19 protein-coding genes are annotated in these 26500 nt (G+C 40.4%); 17 read left to right on the top strand and 2 right to left on the bottom strand.

Annotated features, from left to right (window positions below):
* Positions 1-44: 44 nt before the first annotated feature.
* The 17 genes from RMY31_RS13140 (at position 45) to RMY31_RS13060 (ending at position 21543) form a co-directional block, all read left to right on the top strand.
* Complete coding sequence (locus RMY31_RS13140; protein ID WP_322657570.1) at positions 45-1070, top strand: SDR family oxidoreductase; 1026 nt, start codon at positions 45-47, stop codon at positions 1068-1070.
* A gap of 97 nt (positions 1071-1167) precedes the next feature.
* Positions 1168-2193, top strand: coding sequence for a glycosyltransferase family 2 protein (locus RMY31_RS13135; RefSeq protein WP_322657571.1), 1026 nt, complete (start codon positions 1168-1170; stop codon positions 2191-2193).
* Between the two features lie 21 nt (positions 2194-2214).
* Positions 2215-3084, top strand: coding sequence for a phytanoyl-CoA dioxygenase family protein (locus RMY31_RS13130; protein ID WP_322657648.1), 870 nt, complete (start codon positions 2215-2217; stop codon positions 3082-3084).
* Between the two features lie 126 nt (positions 3085-3210).
* On the top strand, positions 3211-4041 hold the full coding sequence (locus RMY31_RS13125; RefSeq protein ID WP_322657572.1) for a phytanoyl-CoA dioxygenase family protein: 831 nt from the start codon (positions 3211-3213) through the stop codon (positions 4039-4041).
* A gap of 72 nt (positions 4042-4113) precedes the next feature.
* Positions 4114-4683 (top strand): dTDP-4-dehydrorhamnose 3,5-epimerase, encoded by a 570-nt coding sequence (gene rfbC / locus RMY31_RS13120; protein ID WP_322657573.1) that lies wholly within the window; start codon positions 4114-4116, stop codon positions 4681-4683.
* 142 nt (positions 4684-4825) lie between these two features.
* Positions 4826-6139: an NAD(P)H-dependent oxidoreductase gene (locus RMY31_RS13115; RefSeq protein WP_322657574.1), complete on the top strand. Its 1314-nt coding sequence runs from the start codon at positions 4826-4828 to the stop codon at positions 6137-6139.
* A 250-nt stretch (positions 6140-6389) separates the two neighbouring features.
* Entirely contained in the window at positions 6390-7478 is a 1089-nt protein-coding gene (locus tag RMY31_RS13110; RefSeq protein ID WP_322657575.1) for a glycosyltransferase, read from the top strand.
* A 248-nt stretch (positions 7479-7726) separates the two neighbouring features.
* A complete protein-coding gene (locus tag RMY31_RS13105; RefSeq protein WP_322657576.1) occupies positions 7727-9952 on the top strand; it encodes a GumC family protein in 2226 nt (741 codons plus the stop codon).
* A gap of 855 nt (positions 9953-10807) precedes the next feature.
* Positions 10808-11572: a heterocyst development glycosyltransferase HepC gene (gene hepC, locus RMY31_RS13100; RefSeq protein WP_322657577.1), complete on the top strand. Its 765-nt coding sequence runs from the start codon at positions 10808-10810 to the stop codon at positions 11570-11572.
* 161 nt (positions 11573-11733) lie between these two features.
* Positions 11734-13584 (top strand): heterocyst formation ABC transporter subunit HepA, encoded by a 1851-nt coding sequence (hepA, locus tag RMY31_RS13095; protein WP_322657578.1) that lies wholly within the window; start codon positions 11734-11736, stop codon positions 13582-13584.
* A 141-nt stretch (positions 13585-13725) separates the two neighbouring features.
* Positions 13726-14565, top strand: coding sequence for a hypothetical protein (locus RMY31_RS13090; protein ID WP_322657579.1), 840 nt, complete (start codon positions 13726-13728; stop codon positions 14563-14565).
* Between the two features lie 20 nt (positions 14566-14585).
* On the top strand, positions 14586-15710 hold the full coding sequence (locus RMY31_RS13085) for a glycosyltransferase family 4 protein (protein ID WP_322657580.1): 1125 nt from the start codon (positions 14586-14588) through the stop codon (positions 15708-15710).
* Between the two features lie 82 nt (positions 15711-15792).
* Positions 15793-16794 (top strand): glycosyltransferase family 2 protein, encoded by a 1002-nt coding sequence (locus tag RMY31_RS13080; protein ID WP_322657581.1) that lies wholly within the window; start codon positions 15793-15795, stop codon positions 16792-16794.
* A 60-nt stretch (positions 16795-16854) separates the two neighbouring features.
* The gene (locus RMY31_RS13075) at positions 16855-17871 is read left to right on the top strand and encodes a glycosyltransferase family 2 protein (protein ID WP_322657582.1); all 1017 of its coding nucleotides are present in this window, start codon (positions 16855-16857) and stop codon (positions 17869-17871) included.
* A 123-nt stretch (positions 17872-17994) separates the two neighbouring features.
* On the top strand, positions 17995-19224 hold the full coding sequence (locus RMY31_RS13070; protein ID WP_322657583.1) for a glycosyltransferase family 4 protein: 1230 nt from the start codon (positions 17995-17997) through the stop codon (positions 19222-19224).
* Entirely contained in the window at positions 19142-20077 is a 936-nt protein-coding gene (locus RMY31_RS13065; protein WP_322657584.1) for a glycosyltransferase, read from the top strand. The genes RMY31_RS13070 and RMY31_RS13065 overlap by 83 nt, the downstream gene beginning before the upstream one ends.
* Positions 20078-20100: 23 nt before the next feature.
* A complete protein-coding gene (locus RMY31_RS13060; RefSeq protein ID WP_322657585.1) occupies positions 20101-21543 on the top strand; it encodes an O-antigen ligase domain-containing protein in 1443 nt (480 codons plus the stop codon).
* 303 nt (positions 21544-21846) lie between these two features.
* On the opposite strand, the gene RMY31_RS13055 is transcribed toward RMY31_RS13060, so the two are convergent.
* On the bottom strand, positions 21847-23535 hold the full coding sequence (locus RMY31_RS13055; RefSeq protein ID WP_409877903.1) for a fasciclin domain-containing protein: 1689 nt from the start codon (positions 23533-23535) through the stop codon (positions 21847-21849).
* Positions 23536-24942: 1407 nt separating this feature from the next.
* Positions 24943-25971: an NF038130 family PEP-CTERM protein gene (locus RMY31_RS13050; protein ID WP_322657588.1), complete on the bottom strand. Its 1029-nt coding sequence runs from the start codon at positions 25969-25971 to the stop codon at positions 24943-24945.
* Positions 25972-26500: the final 529 nt, after the last annotated feature.

The following is a 26500-nucleotide window of genomic DNA, read 5'->3' as shown; positions in this document are numbered from 1 at the left end:
TAGTGTGACTATTAATCGCAACAATCAACATTTTTTAAACACAAATGAAAGTATTAGTAACCGGAACAGAAGGCTATTTAGGTTCTTTATTACCTCCTCTGTTAATCGAACGAGGACACGAAGTTATCGGTGTAGATACAGGTTTCTATAAAGTTGGTTGGCTGTACAACGGTACTGAAGTCACAGCCAAAACTCTCAACAAAGATATTCGTCACATCACCCCTGAAGATTTGCAAGGTGTCGAGGCAGTGGTTCACATGGCGGAACTCTCCAACGATCCTACCGGACAATTAGCACCCAATATCACCTACGAAATTAATCATCTAGGTTCTGTTCGTTTGGCTAATCTAGCTAAGACAATGGGTGTGCGTCGCTTCGTATATATGTCTTCGTGCAGTGTCTACGGCATTGCAACCGAAGGTGATGTTACAGAAGATTCTCCTATTAATCCTCAAACAGCCTATGCAGAATGTAAAACTCTCGTAGAAAGAGATGTCAAACCGTTAGCTGACGATGATTTTTCTCCTACGTTTATGCGGAATGCCACTGCCTTTGGCGCTTCCCCCAGGATGCGGTTTGATATTGTCTTAAACAATTTGGCAGGGTTGGCATGGACTAGCAAAGAAATCAAAATGATAAGTGATGGTACACCTTGGCGACCATTAGTTCATGCACTAGATATTTGTAAGGCAATTGTCTGTGCTTTAGAAGCACCCCGCGACATTGTACACAACCAAATTTTTAATGTAGGAGATACAACGAACAATTATCGCGTTAAAGAAATTGCAGAAATTATTGCTGATATTTTCCCAGGCTGTAAATTGTCCTTTGGTGATAATGGTGCAGACAATCGCAGCTATCGAGTATCTTTCGAGAAAATTAACGCTATCTTACCCGGATTCAAGTGTGATTGGAATGCCCAACGTGGTGCCCAGCAATTATTTAATTTATTCAGTCAAATTGATATGACTGAAGATACTTTCCTATTTAGAGGATTTACACGGTTAAAACAACTAGAGTACCTGATTCGTACCCAGCAAATTAACCAAGACTTTTTCTGGAATAAGTAGATTGGCTATCTAAACAGCATCCCACACTGTATTTTATATTCCGAATCAAAAATATTTGATTCGGAATTATCACACCTAATAAGTGATGCTTTTAACAATGAATAAATTACTGACCATTGCCCTTCCTACTTATAACCGTGCCGATTTACTGGATAAACAGTTAGCATGGTTAGCTCAAGCTATCAAAGGATTTGAATCTGAGTGTGAAATTTTAGTCTCTGATAATTGTTCTACTGACAATACTCAGTGTGTAATTAAAAAATGGCAAGAAATTCTCAGCGATTTTACTTTTAAAGTCAATAAAAATCCGGAAAATTTAGGCGTAATGAGAAATATTATGTACTGCCTAAATTCAGCAACAACAAAGTATGTCTGGACAATTGGCGATGACGATCCAATCCAGCATAGAGCTATTACTTATGTCATTGATAAAATTAAACAACATGAAGATTTATCATTATTATTTCTTAACTTCTCTGGCAGAAATAAAATTACTGGTGAAGCAGTACATCCACCGACAATAGTCGGAAACCGCTGGTTTGATGCTGACAGTGAAGATGCTTGTGGCGATGGCAAAGCCATATTTGAACATTGTTTTTCAAAAAGTGTCGGTGCAGTGATTTTCCTAACTGCTACTGTCTATCGTACTGACTTAGTAAAACGTGCGCTACAAATTTGGCCAGATGCTGCCACTAATTGGATATCTTTAGCATACTTAGCTGGCTATTGTGCCGCTAATGGCAGCGTAATTGTCACCAAAGAAACCTATTTAGAATGTATTGTGGGTGTGAGTTATTGGCAGAAAGAACCAAAATCTGCCCTGTTAATGCAATACAAACATATACCCGAAGTGATTTTAAAACTTGAGGAAAGTGGATATTCTAAGCAGTTTTGTAGGCGAATGCTTTTGCAAAACTCTAAAGATGTTAGCTGGAAAGTTTTCTTAGGTGCTTTAAGAAGATGGCCTGTATATGCCATCAAGACAGTAGTACCTTTTGTGGCTTTGGTCAGCATTTCTGCTTTTGATGTCGGAGTTTTTAAAGAGTTGAAAGTTGCCGAAGCCAATGAAACATCTACTCAAGAAGTGCGAGCAAATAACAATAATCGCTCCATCAATCTATAATCACAATTAAGTAATCATATGATGATTAACAATATTCAAGAAAAGGTTTCATCGTTAAATTATGAGTTAGATTATCGAGTTAAACTTAGGCAACATGTAAAAAAATTACCTCCATTGGAAGAACGCGATCGCCGAATTCTTAAGTCTCTCAAGAACGAAGGTATTTACATTACAACCATCACAGAACTAGGATTTACATCAACCTCACAAATGCTTGATGCTGCTCGCAGTCTATTACCAAGCATGGGAACAGCTAACTATAACGATTTAGTCGAAAATCCGCCTGAAATTTGCATAGTTACAGATTTACCAGAATTTTATAACTGGGGAAAAGAACAAAGACTGCTCAACATCATTGAAAATTACATTGGTCTTCCTATTGCTTATCATGGCGTACATCTCCGCAAAGATTTTGCCAACAAAAATCAGTTTGCCACACTGCTATGGCATAGAGATATAGAAGACCGCCGAGTTCTGAAAATCATGATTTACTTAAATGATGTAGAAGAAAAGCATGGCCCTTTTGAATATGTGCCGTCGCATCTTACCTCCAAATATCAACTTAACTATTATCGAATTAAATATAAGATTAAAAATTCCGGAGGAATCAATGATGAAACGCTAAATCAAATTATCCCCAAATCAGCTTGGAAGCCTTGTCCGGGAAAAGCAGGTACAGTCATTATTGCTGATACAAGAAGACTTTTGCATCATGGCACTCTTCGCACGCAGGAACGGTCAGTGCTATTTTTTGCCTACACTGCTAACCCTCCTAAACAACCACAACTTTGTACTCATTTCTGGGATAATTCTTATCCCAGACCGGAGTTTTATCTAAAATCTGATGAAGTTAAATTGGGTACACTACCCACCTTAGGGACTTCCAAATAAAAAAATAATCAATCGCTTGGGTGAGCAGGGGAGGCAGGGGGAGAAGAAATTGGATACTGGTATTGGATGCAGGAACTGAGTAATTTAATTATTGGATGTCCCTTAACAAAATAAGTTAGCTATACTGTGCTGAAGATGCTTGAAGATAAAATATTGGCATTGAAATCTGAGTTAGGTTATAGATTAGCACTTTGGCAGTATAGGAAAAATTTACCTGCATTAGCAAGACGCGATCGCCTGATTCTTGATTCTCTTAAAAAAGACGGAGTTTACGTTACCACACTTGCTGAGTTAGGATTTCCATCTAACTTAGAATTGCTCAAGGCTGCTAACGATCAAATGTCTGGAATGTTAGTAACCGATAGCGACCGAACCCAAAAACTGCCGGAAATTTACACAGTTACAGATTTACCAGAATTTGTTGCTTGGGGAAGTGAAAAAAGACTGCTGCATATCGTTGAAAATTACATCGGTCTTCCCGTTGCTTTTCAAGGCGTACATCTACGCAAAGATTTTCCCAATCAACATCAGTTTGGGACGCTGCTATGGCATAAAGATTCTGAAGATCGCAAGATGGTTAAAGTAATCATTTATTTGACCGATGTAGAAGAAAAGCACGGCCCTTTTGAATACGTTCCGCTATCTTTAACCTCTTTCCCAGCTTTAAATTCTTATCGAATTAATTACAAGCTATGGCAGTCTGGATATTTAGGTATCAACGATGCACAACTAAAAGAAATTATCCCAGAATCAGCTTGGAAATCTTGTCCTGGGCCAGCAGGTACAGTGATTATTACAGACCCCAGAACTACTTTACATCACGGCACTCTGCGTTCACAAGAACGGTCAGCGCTATTTTTTGTATACACTGCCAATCCTCCCAAGCGACCAGAACTTTGTACGCAATATTGGGACGATACTTTCGCCAGACCAAAAGTAGTTAAAGTTCCTGTTTAATGCATTTTCTAGTGTAAATACTAAGCAGTTGTCGACTATTTTCTCTACTCAACATTCATATTAAAGGTATCCATGATTTTTACCTCTACAGAACTCCAAGACGCATTCATCATTGACTTAGAAGAAAAACGCGATCGCCGTGGTTTTTTTGCTCGTGCTTTTTGCGCTAAAGAGTTTGAAGCACATGGTTTAAAGCCAATAGTTGCTCAATGTAATCTGTCTTATAACTACATCAAAGGCACATTACGAGGAATGCATTATCAACTAGCACCAGCAGCAGAAACAAAATTAATTCGCTGCACCAAAGGTGCTATTTATGACGTAATTATTGATATGCGTCCTGAATCACCCACCTTTCTATCACACATTGGTGTGGAATTAACAGCAGCAAATCGTCGCGCTTTGTATGTGCCTGAAATGTTTGCTCACGGTTATCAAACACTCACAGATGACACTGAGGTTGTGTATCAAGTTGGTGAATTTTATACACCAGGATATGAGCAGGGGCTACGCTATGATGACCCATTTTTTAATATTGAATGGCCCCTAGAGGTGACTGAAGTTTCTGAGAAAGATTTAAATTGGCCTTTGTTGGAAACAATTCCTATTGGCAGTCCCGACCCTGTAGAAGTAACCATTTAATTGAGGATTAGGTGATTGGTATCACCTAATAATAGTTAATTAATATTTGGTAAAAGAACTGCCAAAGACGTAGAGGAAGAGATAGCCCCAAACTTCTGGCGGTAAATCCGAAAAATAAAGAACTAATAGAGGAATCTAGCTAATGATTATTATTGATAACGCCCTACAAGCACGCGCCGCAGCAGGTAATCCTATCAAAGTGGGGATGATTGGTGCTGGTTTTATGGGTCGAGGTATTGCTAATCAAATTATCAATTCAGTTCCGGGAATGGAATTGGTTGCTATCTCCAACCGTCAGATTGATGCTGCTAATAGAGCTTATGTAGAGGCTGGGATTGAAGATATTCAAGTTGTAGCGACTGCCAGCGAATTAGAAGATGCGATCGCAAAAGGCAAATACGCAGTCACTGAAGATGCCAAATTATTATGCCGCGCCGAGGGCATTGAAGCCATCATTGAGGTTACAGGCGCAGTCGAATTTGGCGTTCATATCGTCATGGAAGCGATCGCCCATCGCAAGCATGTAATTATGATGAATGCCGAACTCGACGGCACGATTGGCCCCATCCTGAAAGTGTATGCTGACAAAGCAGGAGTGATTCTCAGCGCTTGTGATGGCGACCAGCCAGGCGTGCAAATGAATCTTTACCGATTTGTCAAAAGTATTGGTCTGATTCCGCTATTGTGCGGTAACATTAAAGGACTCCAAGACCCCTACCGCAATCCGACGACCCAGGAAGGATTTGCGAAACGCTGGGGTCAAAAAGCCCACATGGTGACAAGCTTTGCCGATGGGACGAAAATTTCCTTTGAGCAAGCGATTGTTGCCAACGCCACAGGAATGAAAGTTGCCAAGCGGGGAATGTTGGGATATGACTTTACCGGTCATGTCGATGAGATGACCCAAATGTATGATGTAGAACAACTCAAGCAGCTAGGTGGCATTGTTGATTATGTAGTTGGTGCAAAACCCGGCCCTGGTGTGTTCGTATTTGCCACTCACGACGACCCCAAGCAACGCCATTACCTCAACTTGTACAAGTTAGGTGAAGGCCCCCTCTACAGCTTCTATACTCCTTATCATCTCTGTCATTTTGAAGTCCCACTGTCTGTTGCTCGTGCTGTACTGTTCGGTGATGCCGTTATGTCTCCACTAGCAGGCCCGTTAGTAGATGTAGTCACCACAGCCAAAATCGACTTGAAAGCAGGAGAAACTCTCGATGGCATCGGCTACTACATGACCTATGGACAGTGTGAAAATTCCGATATTGTCCAAGAGCAAAAACTTTTACCAATGGGTTTAGCCGAAGGATGCCGCCTGAAACGAGATATTCCTCGCGATCGCGTTCTCACTTACGATGATGTACAGTTGCCTGAAGGCAGACTGTGCGACCAACTCAGAGCTGAACAGGATGCTTATTTTGCTCCAGAGAAAATTCTGGCAACTGTTGGATAGTATCCAATACTTTTTCGATAAGCACTAACAACTCTCGTTAATTTGGGGAAAAATAGGGTGGGCATCACAATGCCCACCCTACAAACAACGAACCACTCAGTCATCCGTCATCCCTCAACAGATATTTCTAGGGATTATTTTTGTCAAATAATCTCTATAAAAAGAATATTTATACAGAACACTGAAATTTCTCATAATAACTTGCTGGGAAGTGTTCAAACAAAATTCTGACGCACATTAGATCGAGCCTATGAAAATTGCTCTAGTCCATGATTACTTGACCCAGCGCGGTGGGGCTGAGCGCGTATTTGAATTGCTTTGTAAGCGCTACCCCCAAGCGGATATTTTTACCTCTCTATACGATCCGCAAAAAACTATTGATATGGGTGAGCGGATAATTAAAACGACTTGCTTGCAAAAAATTCCCGGTGCAGCAAAGTATTTTAGATTAATGGCTCCTTTTTATTTTCCTGCCTTTCGTGCCTTGGATTTGCAAGACTACGATTTGATTGTTAGCAGTAGCACCAGCTTCGCCAAAGCAGTACGAAAACGCCCGGATGCACAACACATTTGTTTTTGCCATAATGTTACCCGTTTCTTGTGGGATACAGCAACTTATTTACGGGAGTATGGAGACTATAGATATTTTGCGCCTTTAATCGAAAAGATTTTTCAAGTAATGAGAAAGGTAGACCTAAAATACGCGCAGGAACCTGACCTTTACATTGCTAATTCCAGCGTTGTTGCCCGTCGCATTCAAAGTATTTATGGTAAACCAGCAATTGTAGTTAACTATCCAATTGATACCAGTAACTTTGTTTTTTCGGAGATAAAAGACGAATATTATCTGGCCTCAGCCAGAATGATTAGCTATAAGCGTCTGGATATAATAGTCGAAGCTTTTAATTGGCTGGGTTGGCGGTTATTAATATCAGGTGATGGGCCAGAAAAAGAACGCTTAAAATCCAAAGCATTAGATAATATTGAATTCTTAGGACATGTCAGCGATAAAGCGCGCAAAGACTTATTTTCTAAAGCCAAATCCGTCATAGTCGCAGCCTTAGAAGACTATGGATTAGTTCCAGTAGAAGCAAATGCTAGTGGAACACCAGTCATTGCCTATGGAGCAGGTGGCGTATTAGATACACAGATACATGGTCAGACAGGAGTGTTTTTTAAAAGACAAACACCCGAATCTTTGCAAGCTGCACTACTAGAGTCCGGACAAATAGCTTGGGATTATGAAAATATTCGTAATCATGCAGTGAACAATTTTTCGGAGCAAGTATTTTTTAGCAAGGTTGAGAAAATTATTAATCAAACCTGTAGCGTCGCTTAAAGAGAAGTCAGAATTCAGAAGTCAGAATGCAATTAGTGAGGATTTATACTTACCACTAATTGAAGATTGCCCAATCTTCGATTTGGTGAAATAGTACTGGTTCACTCTTTAGGTGACGCTAGGAGTGTCGCTAACACCAGTTACCTACAGAGGGAAATTCTTCTGAATTCTGATTCCTGACTCCTGAATTCTTTCTTGTCAAATTTGTTAGCTGTTCGCGGAGCGTCTCGCCCAGAAGGATAATAAACGTGGTTCAAACTAGTCTAAATCCCAGTCCAAATTCAGTTTCTGATTCAGAACCTAGTTATGGGCAACTGTTTACAGTATTTATTCGCAGATTTCCTTGGTTCTTAGCTGTATTTATCGCTTCAATTGCGATCGCAGCTTTTGTAACTGCTAGAACAAAGCCTACATATAAAAGCTCAATGCAGTTGCTAGTAGAACCTAATTATCAAGGCAAAAAAGAAGGAGCGGGGTTAGAAAGTCAGTTTATAGAACCTGATGTTCAAATAGACACGGCAACCCAGCTGAATCTGATGCAAAGTTCGGGACTTATCCAAAAAGCTGTTGATAAACTTCAGTCTGACTATCCCGACATCACAGTAGATGAAATTAAAAATGCTTTAGCCTTAAATCAATTAAGGACAAAAGAAGATAATGTTGCTACGAAGATTTTCCATGTAGACTATACCGATACAGATCCAGAGAAGACACAGAAAGTTCTGACTGCCATTCGGCAAGTTTATGTGGAATATAACAAACAACAACAGGATTCGCGTTTACAAAAAGGTCTGCAAGTTATCAGGGAACAGTTAAGCAAGGCTAGTGACGAAGTAAACGCAGCTGAAACAAACCTCCAACGATTTCGCAGAAACCAAAATTTAATCGATCCGGAGTCACAAGCAAAAGCGCTTGAAGAAGCTTTAAACAAGATTGAGCAGGATCGCCGTGCAACTCGTTCTGAATATGAAGAAGGTGTGGCACGCCAAAAATCATTACAAGAACAACTTAACCGTTCTCCACAAAATGCTCTAGTTGCTTCGCGGTTGAGTCAGTCTACTCGCTACCAAGGCTTACTCAACGAAATCCAAAAAACAGAACTAGCCCTAGCTCAAGAGCGCTTGCGCTTCACGGATGCGACTCCGAGCGTGCAAAAGCTTAAAGAACAACTTCAGAGCCAGAAAGAACTATTACAACAAGAAGTAGGCAGGACTTTAGGTATACAGTCTGCTAACGTATTCGGTTCCAAACAACCTTTGCTCGAACAAGGACAGTTTGGTGAAATTGACCTCACCCTTGCTAGCCAGCTAGTAGAAACGCAGACATCTCTAGTTGCTTTAAGTGCCCGCGATCAAACTTTGGCACAGAAAGAGAGTCAACTGCGTTTTGAAATCAAACGTTTCCCGCCTTTGTTGGCTTATTACAATCGCATACTACCGCAGTTGCAATTTAGCCGTGAAAGGTTAGAACAGCTTTTGCGGGCAGAACAACAATTGCGACAAGAACTTGCCAAAGGTGGATTTAATTGGGAAGTTGTGGAAGAACCTCAAAAAGGCGCACAGTTAGGGCCTAACCTCAAACAAAACCTCTTGTTGGGTGCGGTAGTTGGGTTAATGTTAGGAGGCATTGCCGCCTTCATTCGGGAAGCATCTGATGATTCTGTTCATACCACTGCCGAGTTAGAGAAGCAGGTTCCCTTACCTTTGTTGGGTACGACTCCCAAGCTACCACCAGCCAGAACCAGAGAATCAACGATCAAGTTGCCTTTTGGTAAGCCAGAAGTGTTAGCTCCTTGGACAGTTGAGGTGTTGCAATCTCCACCACGTTGGGAATCGCTGGATCTGATTTATAAAAATATTGAGCTTTTGAATTCTGTTCCCAGCTTGAAATCTTTGATGATCACTTCAGCTTTGGCTGATGAGGGTAAGTCAGCTCTGGCATTGGGCTTAGCAATGAGTGCTGCTCGTTTACACAAACGGGTACTACTAATTGATGCCAACTTACGCGACCCTAGTCTACACGAACAACTCAATCTTCCTAACGAACAGGGACTTTCAACTTTACTAGCCAGTGATGTCACTCTACCCAATCAGATTGGTATTCATTCTCTAGGCTCAGCTTACATCGATATTTTGACCGCTGGACCAAAGCCTGCTGACCCAGCAAATCTTTTGAGTTCGCCACGGATGAAGCAATTGATGGCAGCATTTGAGGAAAACTATGATTTGATACTCATAGATGCCTCGCCTGTTCTTGGGTTGGTGGATGCCATGCTCACAGCATCATCTTGTCGTAGTGTGGTACTAGCAGCAAGCATTGGCAGAGTAACTCGCAGCCAAATTGTTCAAGCTACAAGTATGCTCAGCAAGTTAAATCTCATTGGGGTTGTGGCAAATGGTGTATCTAATGGTAGTACCTATGTACAGTATCCTAAGCAATATCGATTTGCCCTACCGCAAGCAGTGGAAAAATAGCTAGCAGGCAGGAGGCAGGAGGCAGAAGGCAAAAGGCAGAAGAAAAATTTTGCAATCTTGCTACTTAACTTCATCCTTCACCCTTTAATTGGTTTGTGGATAGTGCGATCGCCTGACTAAAGATGCGATCGCACATATACTTTTTTGTAGATTTCAAAACAACACTCTATAAGAAATTATGTCTCTACAGCTTATTAGTTGGAATTAAATACAATACGTAGTCACTCTTTACTTATAGCTTTCTTTTTAATTTGTTTAATTATCTTGTTTGTAATTATTAAACTATTTTAGGGTAAAATTTAGTCATGCTCTTATCATCTATAAGATCAGTATATTTATGTTAACTTTATAATTACTCAGAAAAGCCTTGGCTATTTAAAGAGTAAATAAAGAATCGTCTGAACGTATCATCATTTCTACAGAGTCTTATATCCTTAATATTGAAACTCCTTACAAACAACTAAAAAGTAAGAGTGAACTAGTTCTGTCAGATTTATCCAAACAATAGGTAGGTAGACACAATCAAACGTATGTACGGAGTTATGGGGCTATAGAGTAACGGGATGACTTCCACTTTCCTCTGCATCTCCCTACTGACCCTAATCCCCATCCTAGCAAGCTTTAGATATAGTTTTTTTGCTAACTATCTACTTCGTATATTTGTAGTTTGTACGTCTTTCAGCAACATAATTCTAAAAGATGTCTACTTGCCTGGATAGCAAGTAAAAATTGTATATTTTTGCACGCAATTATCTACAGATTGTGTCAGCAAAACAGAATTCAAATCCGAGTCTTTGGCATTAATAGCCTTTGATATCAGCCCAGCAATTCACTATTGTGTAAATCCAAAGACATATGACAATTGCAATAATTCCTCCTCTACAGAATTACTATACCGCGACCCCCCAACACCACAACAATCACTCTCCATACTGTACGCTCCAGTGGCGACAAAATCAACTTTGGGTGAAGTCTAGCACTGAAGAAAAACAACCGTATCTCCCTTCTCTAGATAACGAGCAATTATTAGTAGAATGCTTGAAACATTCCCCAGTCAAATTAGTAAGCATAGATCCAAAACTGGGTGAAGCTTCGCTGCGGTTTTGGGCTAGGGCGTGCGAACAAGCTCATAAGCCAACATTTCTCCGCACATCTTCAGGCAATCAACTATTCAAACAAAGTAGCCAACCTTTAGGATGGTTGCAGCGCACAATTGACTGGATTATAGCTTTAGTGTTGTTGCTCTTAGTTAGTCCATTAATGTTGGGATTGGTTGTACTGACGCAAGTTTACTCGCCAAAATCACTTTTTTCTTATGAATGGTATGTGGGAGAGCAGGGTAAACTCTTTCGGGCTATCAAGTTTCACACAACTGCAAACCATAACATTACACCCTTGGGGCATTGGATGTGTAAATATGGTTTGGATGGTCTGCCGCAGTTATTGAATGTGCTGCGAGGTGAAATGAGTTTGACGAGTTCTCGGTATTGGACTTTAGAAGATGCAATACAGCTAAGTTTAGAAGGACAACATCAGCTCAATAAACTACCCATAATTCAGAATTCATGGGAAGTACAAACAGATTCTGAACTGTTGCATTTGGATAGCCAAACACTGTAATTTGCCACCTACATATTTTATTTAACTAGTAGGGGCGCAAGGTCTTGCGTTCCTACAGATTTAAACCGGAAACCACAGATAGAATCTAAATTTATTAATTACGAATTAGTATTAGCTATAGCTATCTATCTGAATTGTCAAAATATTGTTCAAAATTACTCATGATTTTTCAACTTCCTGAACCTCTAAGTAATCCAATCAAAGCTACTAATTTTTGGCAAAAAAACTATTTGATATTGCGGGAATTTCAATATTTCAAAAAAATTGCCATTTTTGCTTTGGTATTCTCATTTTTAGCAGCAACATTTGAAGGGTTTAGTATTGGTTTTCTCCTTTCCTTCTTACAAAGTCTAACTACTCCCAACGCTGAACCAATTCGCACAGGATTTGAGTGGTTTGATATCTGGATATTAGCTGCTAATACTTCAGCCATTAATAGACTATATCGAATATCTTTTCTAATTTTATTGAGTACTTGGATGCGTGCTGGCTTCAATTACTTAGCACAGGTGTACACGGAAATGACCCAGCTACATCTAGCCGATCGCTTGCGTAAACGAATTTTTGAACAGTTGCAAGGATTGCCACTAAGTTACTTTGCTAAAATTCGTTCTGGTGAGCTAATTAATACTATTACAACTGAAATTGAGAGAGTAAAGCAGTTATTCAGTGGTTCAGCATTTTTGATGACTAGGGCAATGACAGCCACTGTCTACTTCATCTCTATGTTTTTGCTATCGTGGCAGCTTTCAGTTACTTCTTTCTTCCTATTTACACTTATGGGAGTAGGATTATCAACACTAAATAAACGGGCTAGGGAAACGAGTTTTAGCACTTCAATCGCTAACGGTCACTTTACCTCAATAGCAATAGAATTTATTAACGGAATTCGGACAGTTAAAGCATTTGCTACTCAAGAGTTTGAGCGGCAACGTTTTTATAGTGCCAGCGATAAAGTAGTAAGCACTTCAACTAAAGTTGTATTGACCTGGGCACTTGTCAGACCTTTAGCTGAAAGTATAGCTAGTACAATTCTCATTGGCATGATTATTTTTGCGTTTACTGTTTTTGTTGTCAATGGAACTTTACAAGTTGCTTCTTTGCTGACATTCTTTTTTGTACTTTTTCGGGTTGTACCAATTGTCCAAGATATTAATGGTACTAGAGCGCATTTGAGTACATTACAAGGAGCGGCAGATAATATTAAAGAACTGGTAAGAACTGACAATAAAAAGTATTTATCAAATGGCAAACTTAAATTTACCGGGTTCAAGCATTCCATTGATATAGTATCTGTGGATTTCGGCTATGAACCTCAGAATTTAGTGCTAAATAATGTTACCCTGAGCATTGAAAATGGCAAAACGACGGCCCTAGTTGGAGCAACTGGTGCAGGTAAAAGTACATTAATTGATTTAATTCCCCGATTTTACGATCCCACAGAAGGTAATGTATTGATTGATGGAGTTGATGTGCGAGAATTTGACATCAATTCGCTGCGACGCAGAATAGCTGTTGTCAGTCAAGATACATTTATTTTCAACACTTCTGTCACGAATAATATTGCTTATGGGACACGGGGAGCGCGTGAAGTAGAAATTCGAGAAGCTGCTCGACTAGCAAACGCACTCGAATTTATTGAACAAATGCCCGAAGGCTTTAATACCCAATTAGGGGATAGGGGCGTGCGATTATCTGGAGGTCAACGCCAGCGAATTGCGATCGCGCGGGCTTTACTACGCGACCCAGAGATTCTGATTTTGGATGAAGCCACAAGTGCCCTGGATTCCGTAACCGAGCGCTTAATTCAGGAGTCATTAGAACAGCTTTCCGTAGGTCGAACAGTAATTGCGATCGCTCACCGTCTTTCTACCATCGCCAAAGCAGATAAAGTTGTAGTCCTAGAACAGGGACGAATAGTAGAGCAAGGCAAATATCAAGAGTTACTAGACTGTCAAGGTAAGCTCTGGGAATATCACAAAATGCAGTACGAAATGGGTCAAGCGAGTTAGTCATTAGTACAGACGCGATTAATCGCGTCTGTACAGTAGTCATAGAGACGCGATTAATCGCGTCTGTACAGCGATCAGTAGTTATTCTCTGCGTCGGGAGCGTCTACTCATCCTCCTAATAGTTTTGCAAGGTAAAAATCAATGGTAAATGTAAGTTACCACTCTGCTAGAGTTCAAGGAAGAGTTAATCGTCAACTATACAAAGCAGTACTAGCTCAGATAGCTAGTTTCCCCATCCAAACAACTCGGAAAGTGCCGATTAGTGTCTACACTTTTTCATGCGAGCGAGATTTACCAGAACAAGTAGCAAGTATTCGCTCATTCCTCAGCCATGTTGGTATTCCAGATACATTCACTGTAATTTCTGATGGAAGTTACACTGCATCTAGCTGTAATTTACTATGCCGCATCCATCCTTGTGTTGAAGTAATTCCCTTAAAGAAACTGCTGATAACAGATTTGCCGCAATGTGTTTCTGATTATGCCCGACTTCATCCTATGGGTAAAAAATTAGCGGCATTGATGTCAATTCCTGTTAATGGTACAACCATCTATACAGACTCAGATATTTTATTTTTCCCAGGTGGAACTGACTTAATTAATTTAGCTGATTCAAATACTAAATATTCTTTTTATCTACCTGATTGCTCAGTGTCAGTAGACGAACGAATTATTTATGATGATAGAGAAAAATCGAATCCGGTCAATGGAGGATTTATTGTATTTAGGCACAAATTAGATTGGAGTTTCGCTATTGAACGTTTAGCAAAACTTCAAGAAATTCCTAGTTATTTTACGGAACAAACAATAGTACATTTAACAATGCACCACAATCAGGGGATGCCTCTCTGCTCAGAGCAATATGTGCTGAATGTAGACGATCAGTTCATTTATCCAGATAGATTTGCTGGTAAAAATATTGCTTTAAGACATTATGTTAATGATGTCAGACATAAGTTTTGGATGAATGTAGGTCTTTAAGTTAAGTAAGCAAATTCAATATGAATTATCAACTACTCGATCGAAAAATGATTTATCACTGCTCTCAAGCTGATATTAGAGGAGGCGGTGGTATTGAGACTTATGTAGCTTCTTTAGTATTTTCTCAAATTCCTGAAGTTAGCCATCGCACCATCACTGACTTGAAAAATGTTGACCAGAGTCAGTTTCAGTTGCTTCACGTTCACGATTCAGATATGTTAATGGATCTGCGCTTAGAATGTCCGGTAATATTTACTCTGCACAATCACTCTAGTTACTGTCCCAGTGGTACAAAATATTTAGCAGATCGCGGCAGACTTTGCGATCGCCCTATGAACCCCTTAGGATGTACTTGGGGCCATTTAATAGATGGCTGTGGTAGCCGCCGACCGCAAAATATTCTTCAAGACTGGTGGAACGCTTATCATCCTTTAGATATACTCAAAAAACTAAGAATTCCCGTAATTGCTAATAGTGATTATGTGCGGGAACAAGTCATAATGAGCGGTTTATCACCTAAGCGGGTGTTTACACTTCGCTGTGGCGTTCAACCACCCAAGAGCGCTACTACATCTTTAAGCTGGGAAAACCATCAAAATCAGCGAATTTTGTTTGCAGGTCGTATCGTTCCTTACAAAGGCATTGAATGGCTAATTAAAGCTCTAGCAAAAACCGATTCACAAATCCATCTTGACATAGCTGGTGAGGGTTGGGGTAGGCCAAGTATGGAAAAATTAGCACATAAGATGGGGTTAAGCGATCGCATTACTTGGCATGGTTGGTGTAATGGCGACAAGTTAGAAGCACTCTATCAACAATGCTTTGCTGTGGTTTTTCCCAGCGTCTGGCCTGAACCAGCCGGTCTTGTGACTCTGGAAGCTTACGCTCGTTATCGACCTGTAATTGCCAGTGCAGTAGGAGGAATTCCAGAACATGTGCAAGATGGCAAAACAGGTATTCTCGTACCACCAAATGATATTCAACAATTAGCTGCTGCTATTAACGAACTAGCATCAAACTATCAAAAAAGCCGACATATGGGTGAAGAAGGTCAAGCTTGGTTCCAGGAAGAATTTACTATTGATATTCACATTCGGCATTTAGAGAAAATTTACGAAAGAACTATCGCTGAGTTTCATGCTTGATATTTTAAGGGATTGAAGACTGAGAACGAATTCATTTAATCCCAATCCCTATTTTTTATTTATTGAAATATCAAAATCAAAAATGGAAAGCCAAACACCGAAAATTGTAGTCATTACTCCTGTAAAAAATGAAGCCTGGATTTTAGACCGCTTCTTATCTGTTACTAGTGAATTTGCTGATTACATCATTATCGCTGACCAAAATTCAACTGATAGCAGTCAAGCTATTTGTAAAAAATATCCCAAAGTTATCTTAATTGAAAATAAATCAGAAAAATTCAACGAAGCCGAACGACAGTTGTTATTGATTCAGACAGCAAGAGATTTAATATCAGAACATAAAATTATCTTGGCTTTAGATGCTGATGAAATATTAGCTGCTAATGCTATGAAAACCCAAAGCTGGCAAGCAATGCTCAAAGCCAAGCCAGGAACAGTATTATTTTTTGAGAAGCCAGATTTATTTGTAACGACGCATCAATGTATCAGAACTGGTATTCTTACACCTCTTGGTTATGTTGATGATGGAGCCGAACATCAACCGCAATCTATTCATAGTGTGAGAATTCCAGTACCGGAATATGCTACAAGGTTGCATATTCATGACATTAAAATTCTGCACTATGCTGTAACTCGCTTAGAAGCACATGCTTCCAAAATTCGGATGTATAGTGTCATAGAGAATGTATTAGGGGTTGGTAATGCTATTGCTAGGAGGTCTCGCTATACCTCAAAACAGGATTACTTGAAGCTTGGCAAAGTTGAAACTGCTCCTAAAGAGTGGTTTACTGGCTGGGAAGAAAAGGAAATTGATATGCATACAGTTATTAAACAAAAATATTACTCTTACGATTTTGAAGTTCTTCATTACTTCCATAAATACGGATTGCATCGCTTTTGGATGGAAGATATTTGGAAATTTGATTGGGAAGCTTGTCGTCAATATGCTAAATCACAAGGGATGCTTGATATACCTGATTATAAAATTACCAAACAATCTAAATTCTTGAATTTAATTGCGGATATTAGTGCTAAATCATATGCTCAAACCAGAGCAATATTAAGCCTTTTACAGCTGGTTTAAGAAGCAATTATTAATTAAAAACGGACAAATATAGTAAATATTAGCAATAATGCAGACAATATGTTTGAGAGTAGTAAATTAAACGAACCACTGGTTAGTGTTATTATTCCTACCTATAATAGACCAGAGTATTTGCAGCAAGCGATCGCTAGCGCTATTAAACAGACTTATCAAAATATCGAAATTATCGTTTCTGATAATTGTAGTGCCGAAAATCCAAGAGCGATTGTCGAATCTTTTGGCGATCCGCGTATCAAATTTTGGCGGCAAGAACAAAATATTGGGATGCTTGCTAATCAGGTACATGCCTGCAAAATGGCGCGAGGCAAATACATTGCTAGCCTCCACGATGATGATATGTGGAACGAAGACTTTTTAGTAAAGCTTGTACCATATCTCGAAGCAAATTCCGAATTAATTATTGCTTTTTGCGATCAATATATCATCGATGCACAAGGCGAAATTAATCATGGTCTAACCGAAGAAAATACAAAGGCTTACAAGCGAGACAAATTAGCACCAGGAGTTTATCAAAATTTTAACCAAATTGGCTTAGTAGCTAAAAGTATACCCACCGCCGCAGCTTGTGTAATTCGCAATGATTTTATTGATTGGGATAGTATTCCCCCAGAAGTTGGTGGAATGTGGGATTTATATTTAACCTACCTTTGCTGTATATCTGGTCGTGGTGCGTACTATTATCCTGAAAAATTGACGCGATATCGCACCCACGAGCAAACTGATACTATGCTCAGTGGTAGTAAGGACGCTCAAGCAAAAATTCGTAAAGCTAAAAGCGAAATGTTTTGCTACAAAATATTTAGTCAAGACCAGCGTCTAAAAGAATTCCAACCATACTTTCAACAAAAATGGTTAGAAGCTCATACAACTTTAGGTATTGGTTTATTACGAAGTCAACAAACAGCAGCAGCACGTCCCTATCTTTGGTGGGCACTAAGCCAACAAAAACTTAACTTGCGAACTCTAGCAGCACTTACTCTCAGTTTTACTCCGCGACCTTTAGCAAATAAATTACTTGGAGTGTCGAAATATGAAGGTAAGGATTTCCTCACGTAGAAACCAGATAGGTATAAAGTGTTTATACATCAAATTCTTTCTTTGTATCTTTGTGGGTCATTTATGCCAAGTATTTTTCACAAAAAATATATAACTGCTATATCACTACAATTTCATCAATAAATGAAACTTTGCATTGTTACCCACAAACTTAAAAAAGGCGATGGTCAAGGTCGAGTCAACTATGAAATTGCCCAACAAGCAATTCGTCGCGGTCATCACCTAACATTATTAGCAAGTGAAATAGCACCAGAACTAGAGCAAAATAGTGCCGTAAACTGGATTTCAATCCCAGTCAAAAACTACCCCACAGAATTTATTCGTAATTTCATATTTGCTAAAAAAAGTAGTGATTGGTTACATCAACATCGCTCTGAACTTGATTTAGTAAAAGTTAACGGAGCAATTACTACAGCTGCTGCCGATGTAAACGCTGTACATTTTGTCCACAGTTCTTGGTTGAACTCGCCTGCTCACACTTCCCGCGTCCGCCGAGATTTTTACGGCTTTTACCAATGGTTATATACAGCTTTAAATGCCCATTGGGAAAAACAGGCATTTCAAAAAGCAAAAGTCGTTGTCGCAGTATCTGAGAAAGTCGCCCAGGAATTAGTCAACATTGGCGTACCTCGTTCTCACATCCGCGCGATCGTCAACGGCGTTGATTTACAAGAGTTTGCTCCCGGTGTAGCCTCCCGACAACAATTAGGTCTACCGAAAGACGTAACTTTGGCCCTATTTGCCGGAGATATCCGCACGCCAAGGAAGAACTTAGATACGGTGCTGTACGCCTTAGCCAAAGTTCCCAATTTACATCTAGCAGTGGTGGGTGCAACCGAAGGTAGCCCCTTCCCACAGTTAGCAGCCTCTCTAGGGTTAACTCAACGAGTGCATTTTCTCGGATACCGTCGTGACATCGCCGAAATCATGCGGGTAGTGGATTTATTTGTTTTCCCTTCCCGATACGAAGCTTGCACGCTGGTATTGTTAGAAGCCCTCGCTTCTGGATTGCCCGTAATTACTGCCACGGCAACCGGCGGTGCAGAAATAGTCACACCGGAGTGCGGCATCGTTTTGCCAGACACGGACAACATTGATGCTTTAGCAGCAGCTTTGTTGTCTTTAGTGGGCGCAGACACAGAGGGGCTTGTCGTTAGACATCGCCCATTAATGCAACGCATGGGTAAAGCAGCGCGTACAGTAGCAGAACAACATAGCTGGACAATTATGGCACAAACCTATGTGGATCTATTTGAGGAGTTAATCAAGCATGAGGAATACCGTTCTCATACCAACCTATCGCCGTCCTCTGGATCTATCACGCTGCCTTTCGGCGCTACAGGTACAAACTAAACCAGTCGATCGAGTGATGGTGGTTGTCCGCGATACGGATGCTGAAACTTGGCAATTCCTCTCAGAATTCAACCCACAAAATCTACCACTACATATTGTAAAGGTGACACAACCGGGGGTAGTAGCAGCCCTGAACGCCGGACTGGCAGCAGTAGAAGGAGATATTGTTTCGATTACTGATGATGATGCCGCACCTCATGCGGATTGGTTAGAACGAATTAACGCTCACTTTGTCTCAGATAGTTGCATTGCTGGAGTCGGTGGACGCGATTGGATACACCGCGACACCAAAATCGAAGATGATTCCCGCCAAGTCGTTGGGAAGTTGCAGTGGTTTGGACGAGTAATTGGCAACCATCACTTGGGAGTGGGAAAACCTCGCGAAGTCGATGTTCTCAAGGGCGTAAACATGAGTTTTCGTACCCAAGCAATTGGGCAACTATGCTTTGATGAGCGGATGCGCGGTACAGGAGCGCAAGTACACTTTGAAATGGCGTTTACTCTGGCTTTAAAGCGGGCTGGTTGGAAGATGATTTACGATCCTAACGTTGCGGTAGATCACTATCCAGCACAACGTTTTGATGAAGACCAGCGTCATAACTTTAATGAAATTGCCTTTATTAATTTAGTTCATAATGAAACTCTCGTTTTATTAGAACATTTGCCACCTCTACGTCGGGCTGTATTTTTGTTCTGGGCCGTATTAGTAGGCACAAGAGATAGTTTCGGCTTAGTACAATGGCTGAGACTTTTACCTAGCCAAGGCCAACTAGCAACTAAAAAGTGGCTGACATCATGGCGTGGGCGTTGGCAAGGATGGCAGACATATCAACAATTAAAAATTCAAAATTAAAAAATCTAAAATCCAAAATTGGTATGATTTCCAATCAGGTACTTTTTAATAGTTTTTTAAAAGCACATTTTTCTCCTAAAGAGCGATCGCTACAGGGTTGGATAGTCATCCTCGGCTTCGTATTTCTGTCAGTAGCTTGTTATTTCGCGGGTGCTGCTGCCATGCTCCGCCTCCTCTATCCAGCAGCAGCCCTCGTAGTAGCCGTATTTTTATACTTACGACATCCTATCTTATACATCGGCTTTAACTGGTGGGTATGGTTTCTCACACCTTTAGTTGTGCGTTTAGTTGACTATCGAGTTGGCTGGGATCCCACCCGTCAGATGCTCATAGCACCATATTTAGTGTCTTTTGTGAGCATAGCCACCTTCTTGCGATACCTTCCCAGTGCTGCTCGTCAAGGAGGCTTACCTTTTATTTTGGCTGCTTTAGGGGTTTGCTATGGCTTTCTAGTAGGTATAATTTATAATCAGCCCATCCCTGTAGCACGCAGCTTGCTGGACTGGCTTAGCCCAATCATCTTCGCTTTTCACTTATTTATTAACTGGCGAGATTATCCCAGCTATCGCCAAAACATGCAGCGCACATTTTTTTGGTGCGTGTTACTTACAGGAGCTTATGGTGTATATCAATTTGTAGTAGCTCCTGAGTGGGATCGTTACTGGCTGATAGAATCAAAACTATTTACAAGTTCTGGAGATCCCGTACCCTTTGGGATGCGCGTGTGGAGTACAATGCACTCAGTCGGGCCATATGCAACTGTGCTGCAAACTGGTCTATTGTTAATGTTCACTAGTCGCCAAGCGTTTTTAACTTTCCCCGCTTCAGCATTTGGCTATTTGTCATTCTTACTTACCCAAGCACGTAGTAACTGGGGAGGCTGGTTACTCGGTGTGATTATGATTTTCGTGTCAGCGAAGGCACGTATTCAAATGCGTTTAATAGGAATAATTTTGGTAATGGCCATGTGCGTTGTGCCATTAACAACCATTGAGCCAATTTCTGAGGTTGTGGCAGATCGGATGGAAAGTTTTTCCAATCTCCAAGAGGACAGTAGCTTTAAAGATAGATCGGGCAACTATGATAGAAACCTGAATTTAGCCTTGACTAATGGTCTTGGTAACGGTTTAGGAAATATTTGGAAGGTCAACGAAAAAACTGGTAAAATCGAAGTTTTTGTGGTTGACAGCGGCATTTTAGATATGTTTTTCACCTTGGGCTGGTTTGGAGCCATTCCTTATATGGGTGGATTAATCTTGATAGTTTTTAGCGTCTGCAAGTATACAGAAGCTCGTTTTGATAGTTTTGTCAGTGCAGCCCGTGCTATTGGTATAAGTTCTTGTGCCCAGTTAATTATTAGTAGCGGGATGCTGAGTGTGATGGGCATGATTCTTTGGGGATTTTTGGCGATGGCTATGGCAGCACATAAGTACTATCAGCATCAAGGAATTACTACATCTAAATAAGTGTATGTTGTCTTGGGGCTAGGGGCGATCGCTATTATCTACAACTTTTCCAATATCCAGGCTTTCGACTGCAATGCATAACAGCCATAATTAAAATGGGCGTTGCATAGTTGCGGGATGATTTAGCAACTTCTAAAATTCTCCCCCTGCTTCCCCTGCATCCCCTGCCTCCCCTGCTTACCCCAATTCATCCCACTGTTATGCAACGCTTTAAAATGTATTCCTGCTCAATTGTATAAATAATTTCACAGGTAAACCCGAAGGGCAGAAGGAATACTGCCCTCTGCCTTTCTTGTTAACTTCCTAGAAGTTGAATCCAACTCCGAGTTGCAGCCCGACATCAGTGTCATCTATAAAAGCTGCATTTACAGCACCTGTGGCTGTAAAACGAGAACCTAAAGGAACATCTATACCACCAGTTACCAGGAATCCGACATCAGCATCGTCATCAGTTTTAATAGCTACGCCAGCACCTAAGAAAGGAGATATCGGAAATGTTCGTTCACCAGTGGGATTTACTGAACGTGGGTTAAAATCGAATGTCAGGGGAACCAGAACTACTGTACCATCCCCAAAAACTGCTGAAGGCCGCGCTGATATACTGCGTGTCAACCCGATTTTGCTAATCACCGCAAAGTTAGTTTCGCCGAGAGCCGTTTCATCACCACTCAAACCAATGTTGCCTGCAACCCCAATGTAGCTTGAGCCACCACGAGTAGCTCTGCCTGGTGTAACCTCATTACCAGTTCCTTCTGATGGTTGCTGACTGACGTTAAGGTTAGGTGGTATGAGGACTGCATTGATTGGATAGATCACGCCATTGCTAGCTTGGACACCAGGCTGGAGAACTGTAGCATTGTTTACCGAAACTTGATTAGTGGCGCTATCAACTTTAATGTTGAGAGATGCGTCTTCAGCTGTTTTCACTTCTCCGGTGGAGAGTTGACTGGCAGTTAGTTCAGCGGGAACCACATGATATCTCAAAACCTTAATCAAAATTTCTCTATTTTCCGGCTGCTGTAACTGCTGTAAAGTTTCGGCAGGCAAAGCAGCAAACGCTTCATTAGTAGGAGCGAACACTGTGTAAGGGCCTGGTTGTTGCAGAACATCTGTTAAACCTGCTGTCTGTAATAAAGAAGTCAGGGTGGAAAAGGAATTACTAGATGCCGCAAGAGAAACAATGTCACCGGTAGCTTGGTTGCCACCAGTAGTTGCACCTGCTATGTAGTTAGCCGCTGCAACATTGCTACCAAGGGCCTGTAACTGTCCCTGCTTAACCAAAGCTTGATACAAAAGTGCCGCTGCTTCAGCACGAGTCAGCGACACTTGGGGATTAAGTTGATTCACATTGGGGTAGTTGACGACAATCCTGGCTTGTGTGGCTGCTGCAACATTATTAACGGCATAGTTCGGGATGGCTGAAGCGTCCGTATAATAGGTACTGTTAATATTTGATGCATTGTCGTTAGCACTCAAACCTAAACCACTTGTCAAAGCAACGAGTGCTTGAACCTTGGGAATTTGCTGATTTGGCTGAAACAAGTCTCCTGGATAGCCTGTCAAAAATCCAGTTTCATAAGCTTCTCTAATTGCATCTGCTGCCCAGTAGTTAGCGGGAACATCTCTAAATCCACTAGAACTTAATTGCCGAACTGGGTTTTGGTTAAATGCTTTTTGAATCAGTGCAGCAAATTCCGCACGAGTTACAGATTGATTAGGCTTAAATGTGCCGTCAGGAAAACCAGTAATTACACCTCTTTGGGCTAAGGCTTGGATAAACGGAAGCGCCCAGTAATCTGAGCTTACATCAGTAAAGTTAGAGGTTGAAGTTGTCGATGGAGTCGTGCTTGGTTCTGTCGATGGAGTTGTGCTTGGTTCTGTAGTTTGAGCTGAGGCGACATCAGCAATTGTTATGGGAGCAATTGTAGCTGCTGCCATTCCGAAAATTAACAAACTTGTGGTTGCTGAAGACCAACGAAAGAAATTTAGCATGAAAATATTCTCCTGAAAAATTAGAGCAATTTAAGCAAGTACAAGTACATTGATTGACTATTGGCAAACTCTGCATGATGCAAGGCTGAATAGGCAAAAATTTACAGATATTTTTTTGTTTCATCTTGACATCAAAAGCATACATGTGACACTTTGACCGCTTCTTGAAAATCAACACTTGCGATCGCATAATTCTCTGCTAGTATTCAACAATACATACATAAGCTGATTAGTTTCACCATCTTGTGTAATTAGCAGAAGAATATGTATTGGATAGCCTTCTTTTCATAACTGTAGAAAAAGGCAGATACGATCAAGTTGGGTCAGCATGACATCTAGTAGTACTTGAGAGAAGAATTTCAGTCATATATAGGTTAGATTTTCGGGTTATCACCTTAATCGCGCAACTAGCTAGAGGTTAAGTTTTTAGAAAAAACTTTCAACCTTTAGATAGAAGACTGGAATGACAAATTTGAAAACAGTATACAATAAATTAGCGATCGCGCTTAAAATTTTCGAGCATATTCAATCAAAATTTTCTAATTTATCAGCTATACTGGCGAGCGTTGCAATTAATTCATCTGACCTAACTGATGCGGTAATGTTTAGTTTTGAACTGCCTGTTATTAGGTCTTCTTGCTACTGTTGGTCTGATTCATCATTAATTAATATAAGTCTCCTTTTTTACTATTTCCTACTAGTGATTAAATTATAAGTTCAATTTGCCAAAACAGAGTTTATTCTACAGTAAAATTGCAGTTTTTTTTCAATCCTACTTAAAATAGGCTTTTGTTGGAATGCATATTATTTATTCTTCTATAAAATAATAAAATTTATATTATCAAAAAGCTTATTATCTGAATAAATGAAAGTAGTTGTCACTGTGAGACTTTAAGTCGATCCTAGTTAAGTAAACTACTGTCGAAGGCGTAATCTAGTAGCAGTCCTAAATGATTTGTAGAATCTTGCATATCGGCTGTTAACAGGGGTACATCCCAGTTTTTATTTTTTAATGAGAGAATAGCTGTCATTGCGTTCGCGTAGTGTCTCGTAGAGAGGAGGAACGACGTAGGCAGAGCCTTCTCGCAGAGTAGCAATCCCATGGACTCGCTCGTAGTTTGGAGGATTTGGCGATTGCTTCGCTTCTCTTCTCCTGTCGGAGACGCTGCGCGTAGCTTGCTTAAGAGCAAGGGAAGAGAAAAAATAATTTGTATCAAGCTTTTGGTGAAATGGTATAAGTTCCCAAATCAAAGCAGATTGCTATATAAAAAAACAGTTAGTATCTTTAGTTGTTAGCTATTGCCATTGAGGCGAAAAACTAAAAACACTAACTATTTTGCAGGTTGATTTGATATTTTGGTATTTTCTAAAACTCTGACAGAATAATGCTTTCAGCCGTTTTAGGGATTATTGAGAAGTGAGTTTTTTTGCAACCTTGCGTCTTGCAACGACTAGACCACCAACAACCGTCAAACCAAGTAATGCAGAAGGTTCGGGTACTGATGCAGTTGTGTAACTCTTAGTCCAGGAGTAGATGCCAGTGTGAGATGTTTTGTCAATCGTCTTGTTGCGATCGCCTGCGATGGCACCTGAATCTATCGCTGCAAAACTAAAAGCATAGTTAACCTCGTTATTGAAAGTGACTTTGGCAATTTCACTTATTTGCAACGGTTTCTTTTGCAGAACCGCTGTTTGTGATATCTTAGCCAGCATCATATCCAATATTTGATTTCCTGTGGAATTACGGCTAGAAGTTGCTGGATTTAGATATTGTCCGCTCAGATCCAAGTGTCCAACTAAGTCAATTTTTAAATCACCAGTTTGTTGATTGTATGTTACATCCCCAATATTAGGATCGCCAGCCGAGTTGAAACCGTTAGTGCTGAGATAACCGACTAGGGAAGTAAAGTTAGCATCAAAAAGTGTGAGTAAGTTAGAACCACCCAAGGTGCTACTTGACAATAATCCACTATAAGCATTACGAAAACCTGTTAGCCATCCTGTTGCCAATTTCCCATCAGCCCAGTCAGCCTTAGTGACACTCTCTATCTTGATAGTTTTATTGCCTAGATTAGCAGTAAACCCAACGTGGTTTGTGACTGTTTCACCTGATGTAAACAGTTCAACGTTGGTAGCACTATCGTTATCTGTTAAAGCTGCGATCGCTTTATTAGTGTCGCCGTAGTTGCTGTAATCGTTTAAAACTCGTCGTTTCACACCGCCGATACCAGTGTTATCGTATACTGGAGTGCCAGGAGCATAAGTCCAGGTGTTGATGTTGGGTTTGTTTGCAGATGTGTTAGCCACATCGTTGGTAGTGAATTGAATATTAGTAGGTCTTGTAAGGTTGACAGCGAAAGCTGGAGTTGTGGCGATCGCGCTCATGCTTGCTGCTACCGAAGTGCCAATCAATAGTTTCTTGATATATCGTGTCATTTTTGTTGCTCGTAAAACTCAAACATCTCACTAGCTACTTTAGTTTTCTATCTTCTCTAATTGGGTAAAGTTAGAGTGAATTTATAGCAATTTTTAGTTCAATAAAAGCCATTTAAATACTGACAGTATTTAGTAGATATACGGGAACTTACCAAAAAATACTGACTAATAATTTTTAACTCATATAGCAACCCTATTTGAGTTGAGAAAATTACATTTACTGTGTCTAACTCTGTAGTTTATTGCAGATATCAAACCTAACTTGCAAGAAACTCAAAAAAATAAATTTTCTTGCTAACAGGTTTTGAATATTCACAGTTTAACAATAGTAAAAATAAGATGGTTGTCGAGCGATATGATGCCTTGACTCTTGGTTTCTCAAATCTAACGATGTGCCTTGAGGAGATAGAGCTTTTTGCGCTTATCGCTACAAGGCACTCGCCATCATTTGAATAATTTTATTCCCCAACTGTTAACAGCAACTTCACCGAATTTATCGTACTTTACTAGCCGGACTTAAACATTTTTT

This window comes from Dendronalium sp. ChiSLP03b (assembly GCF_034531165.2).
In the GTDB taxonomy this organism is placed as follows: Bacteria; Cyanobacteriota; Cyanobacteriia; order Cyanobacteriales; family Nostocaceae; genus Dendronalium; species Dendronalium minutum.
Note: the sequence above shows the minus strand (reverse complement) of the source record. Positions and strands in the feature narration are given on the sequence as shown.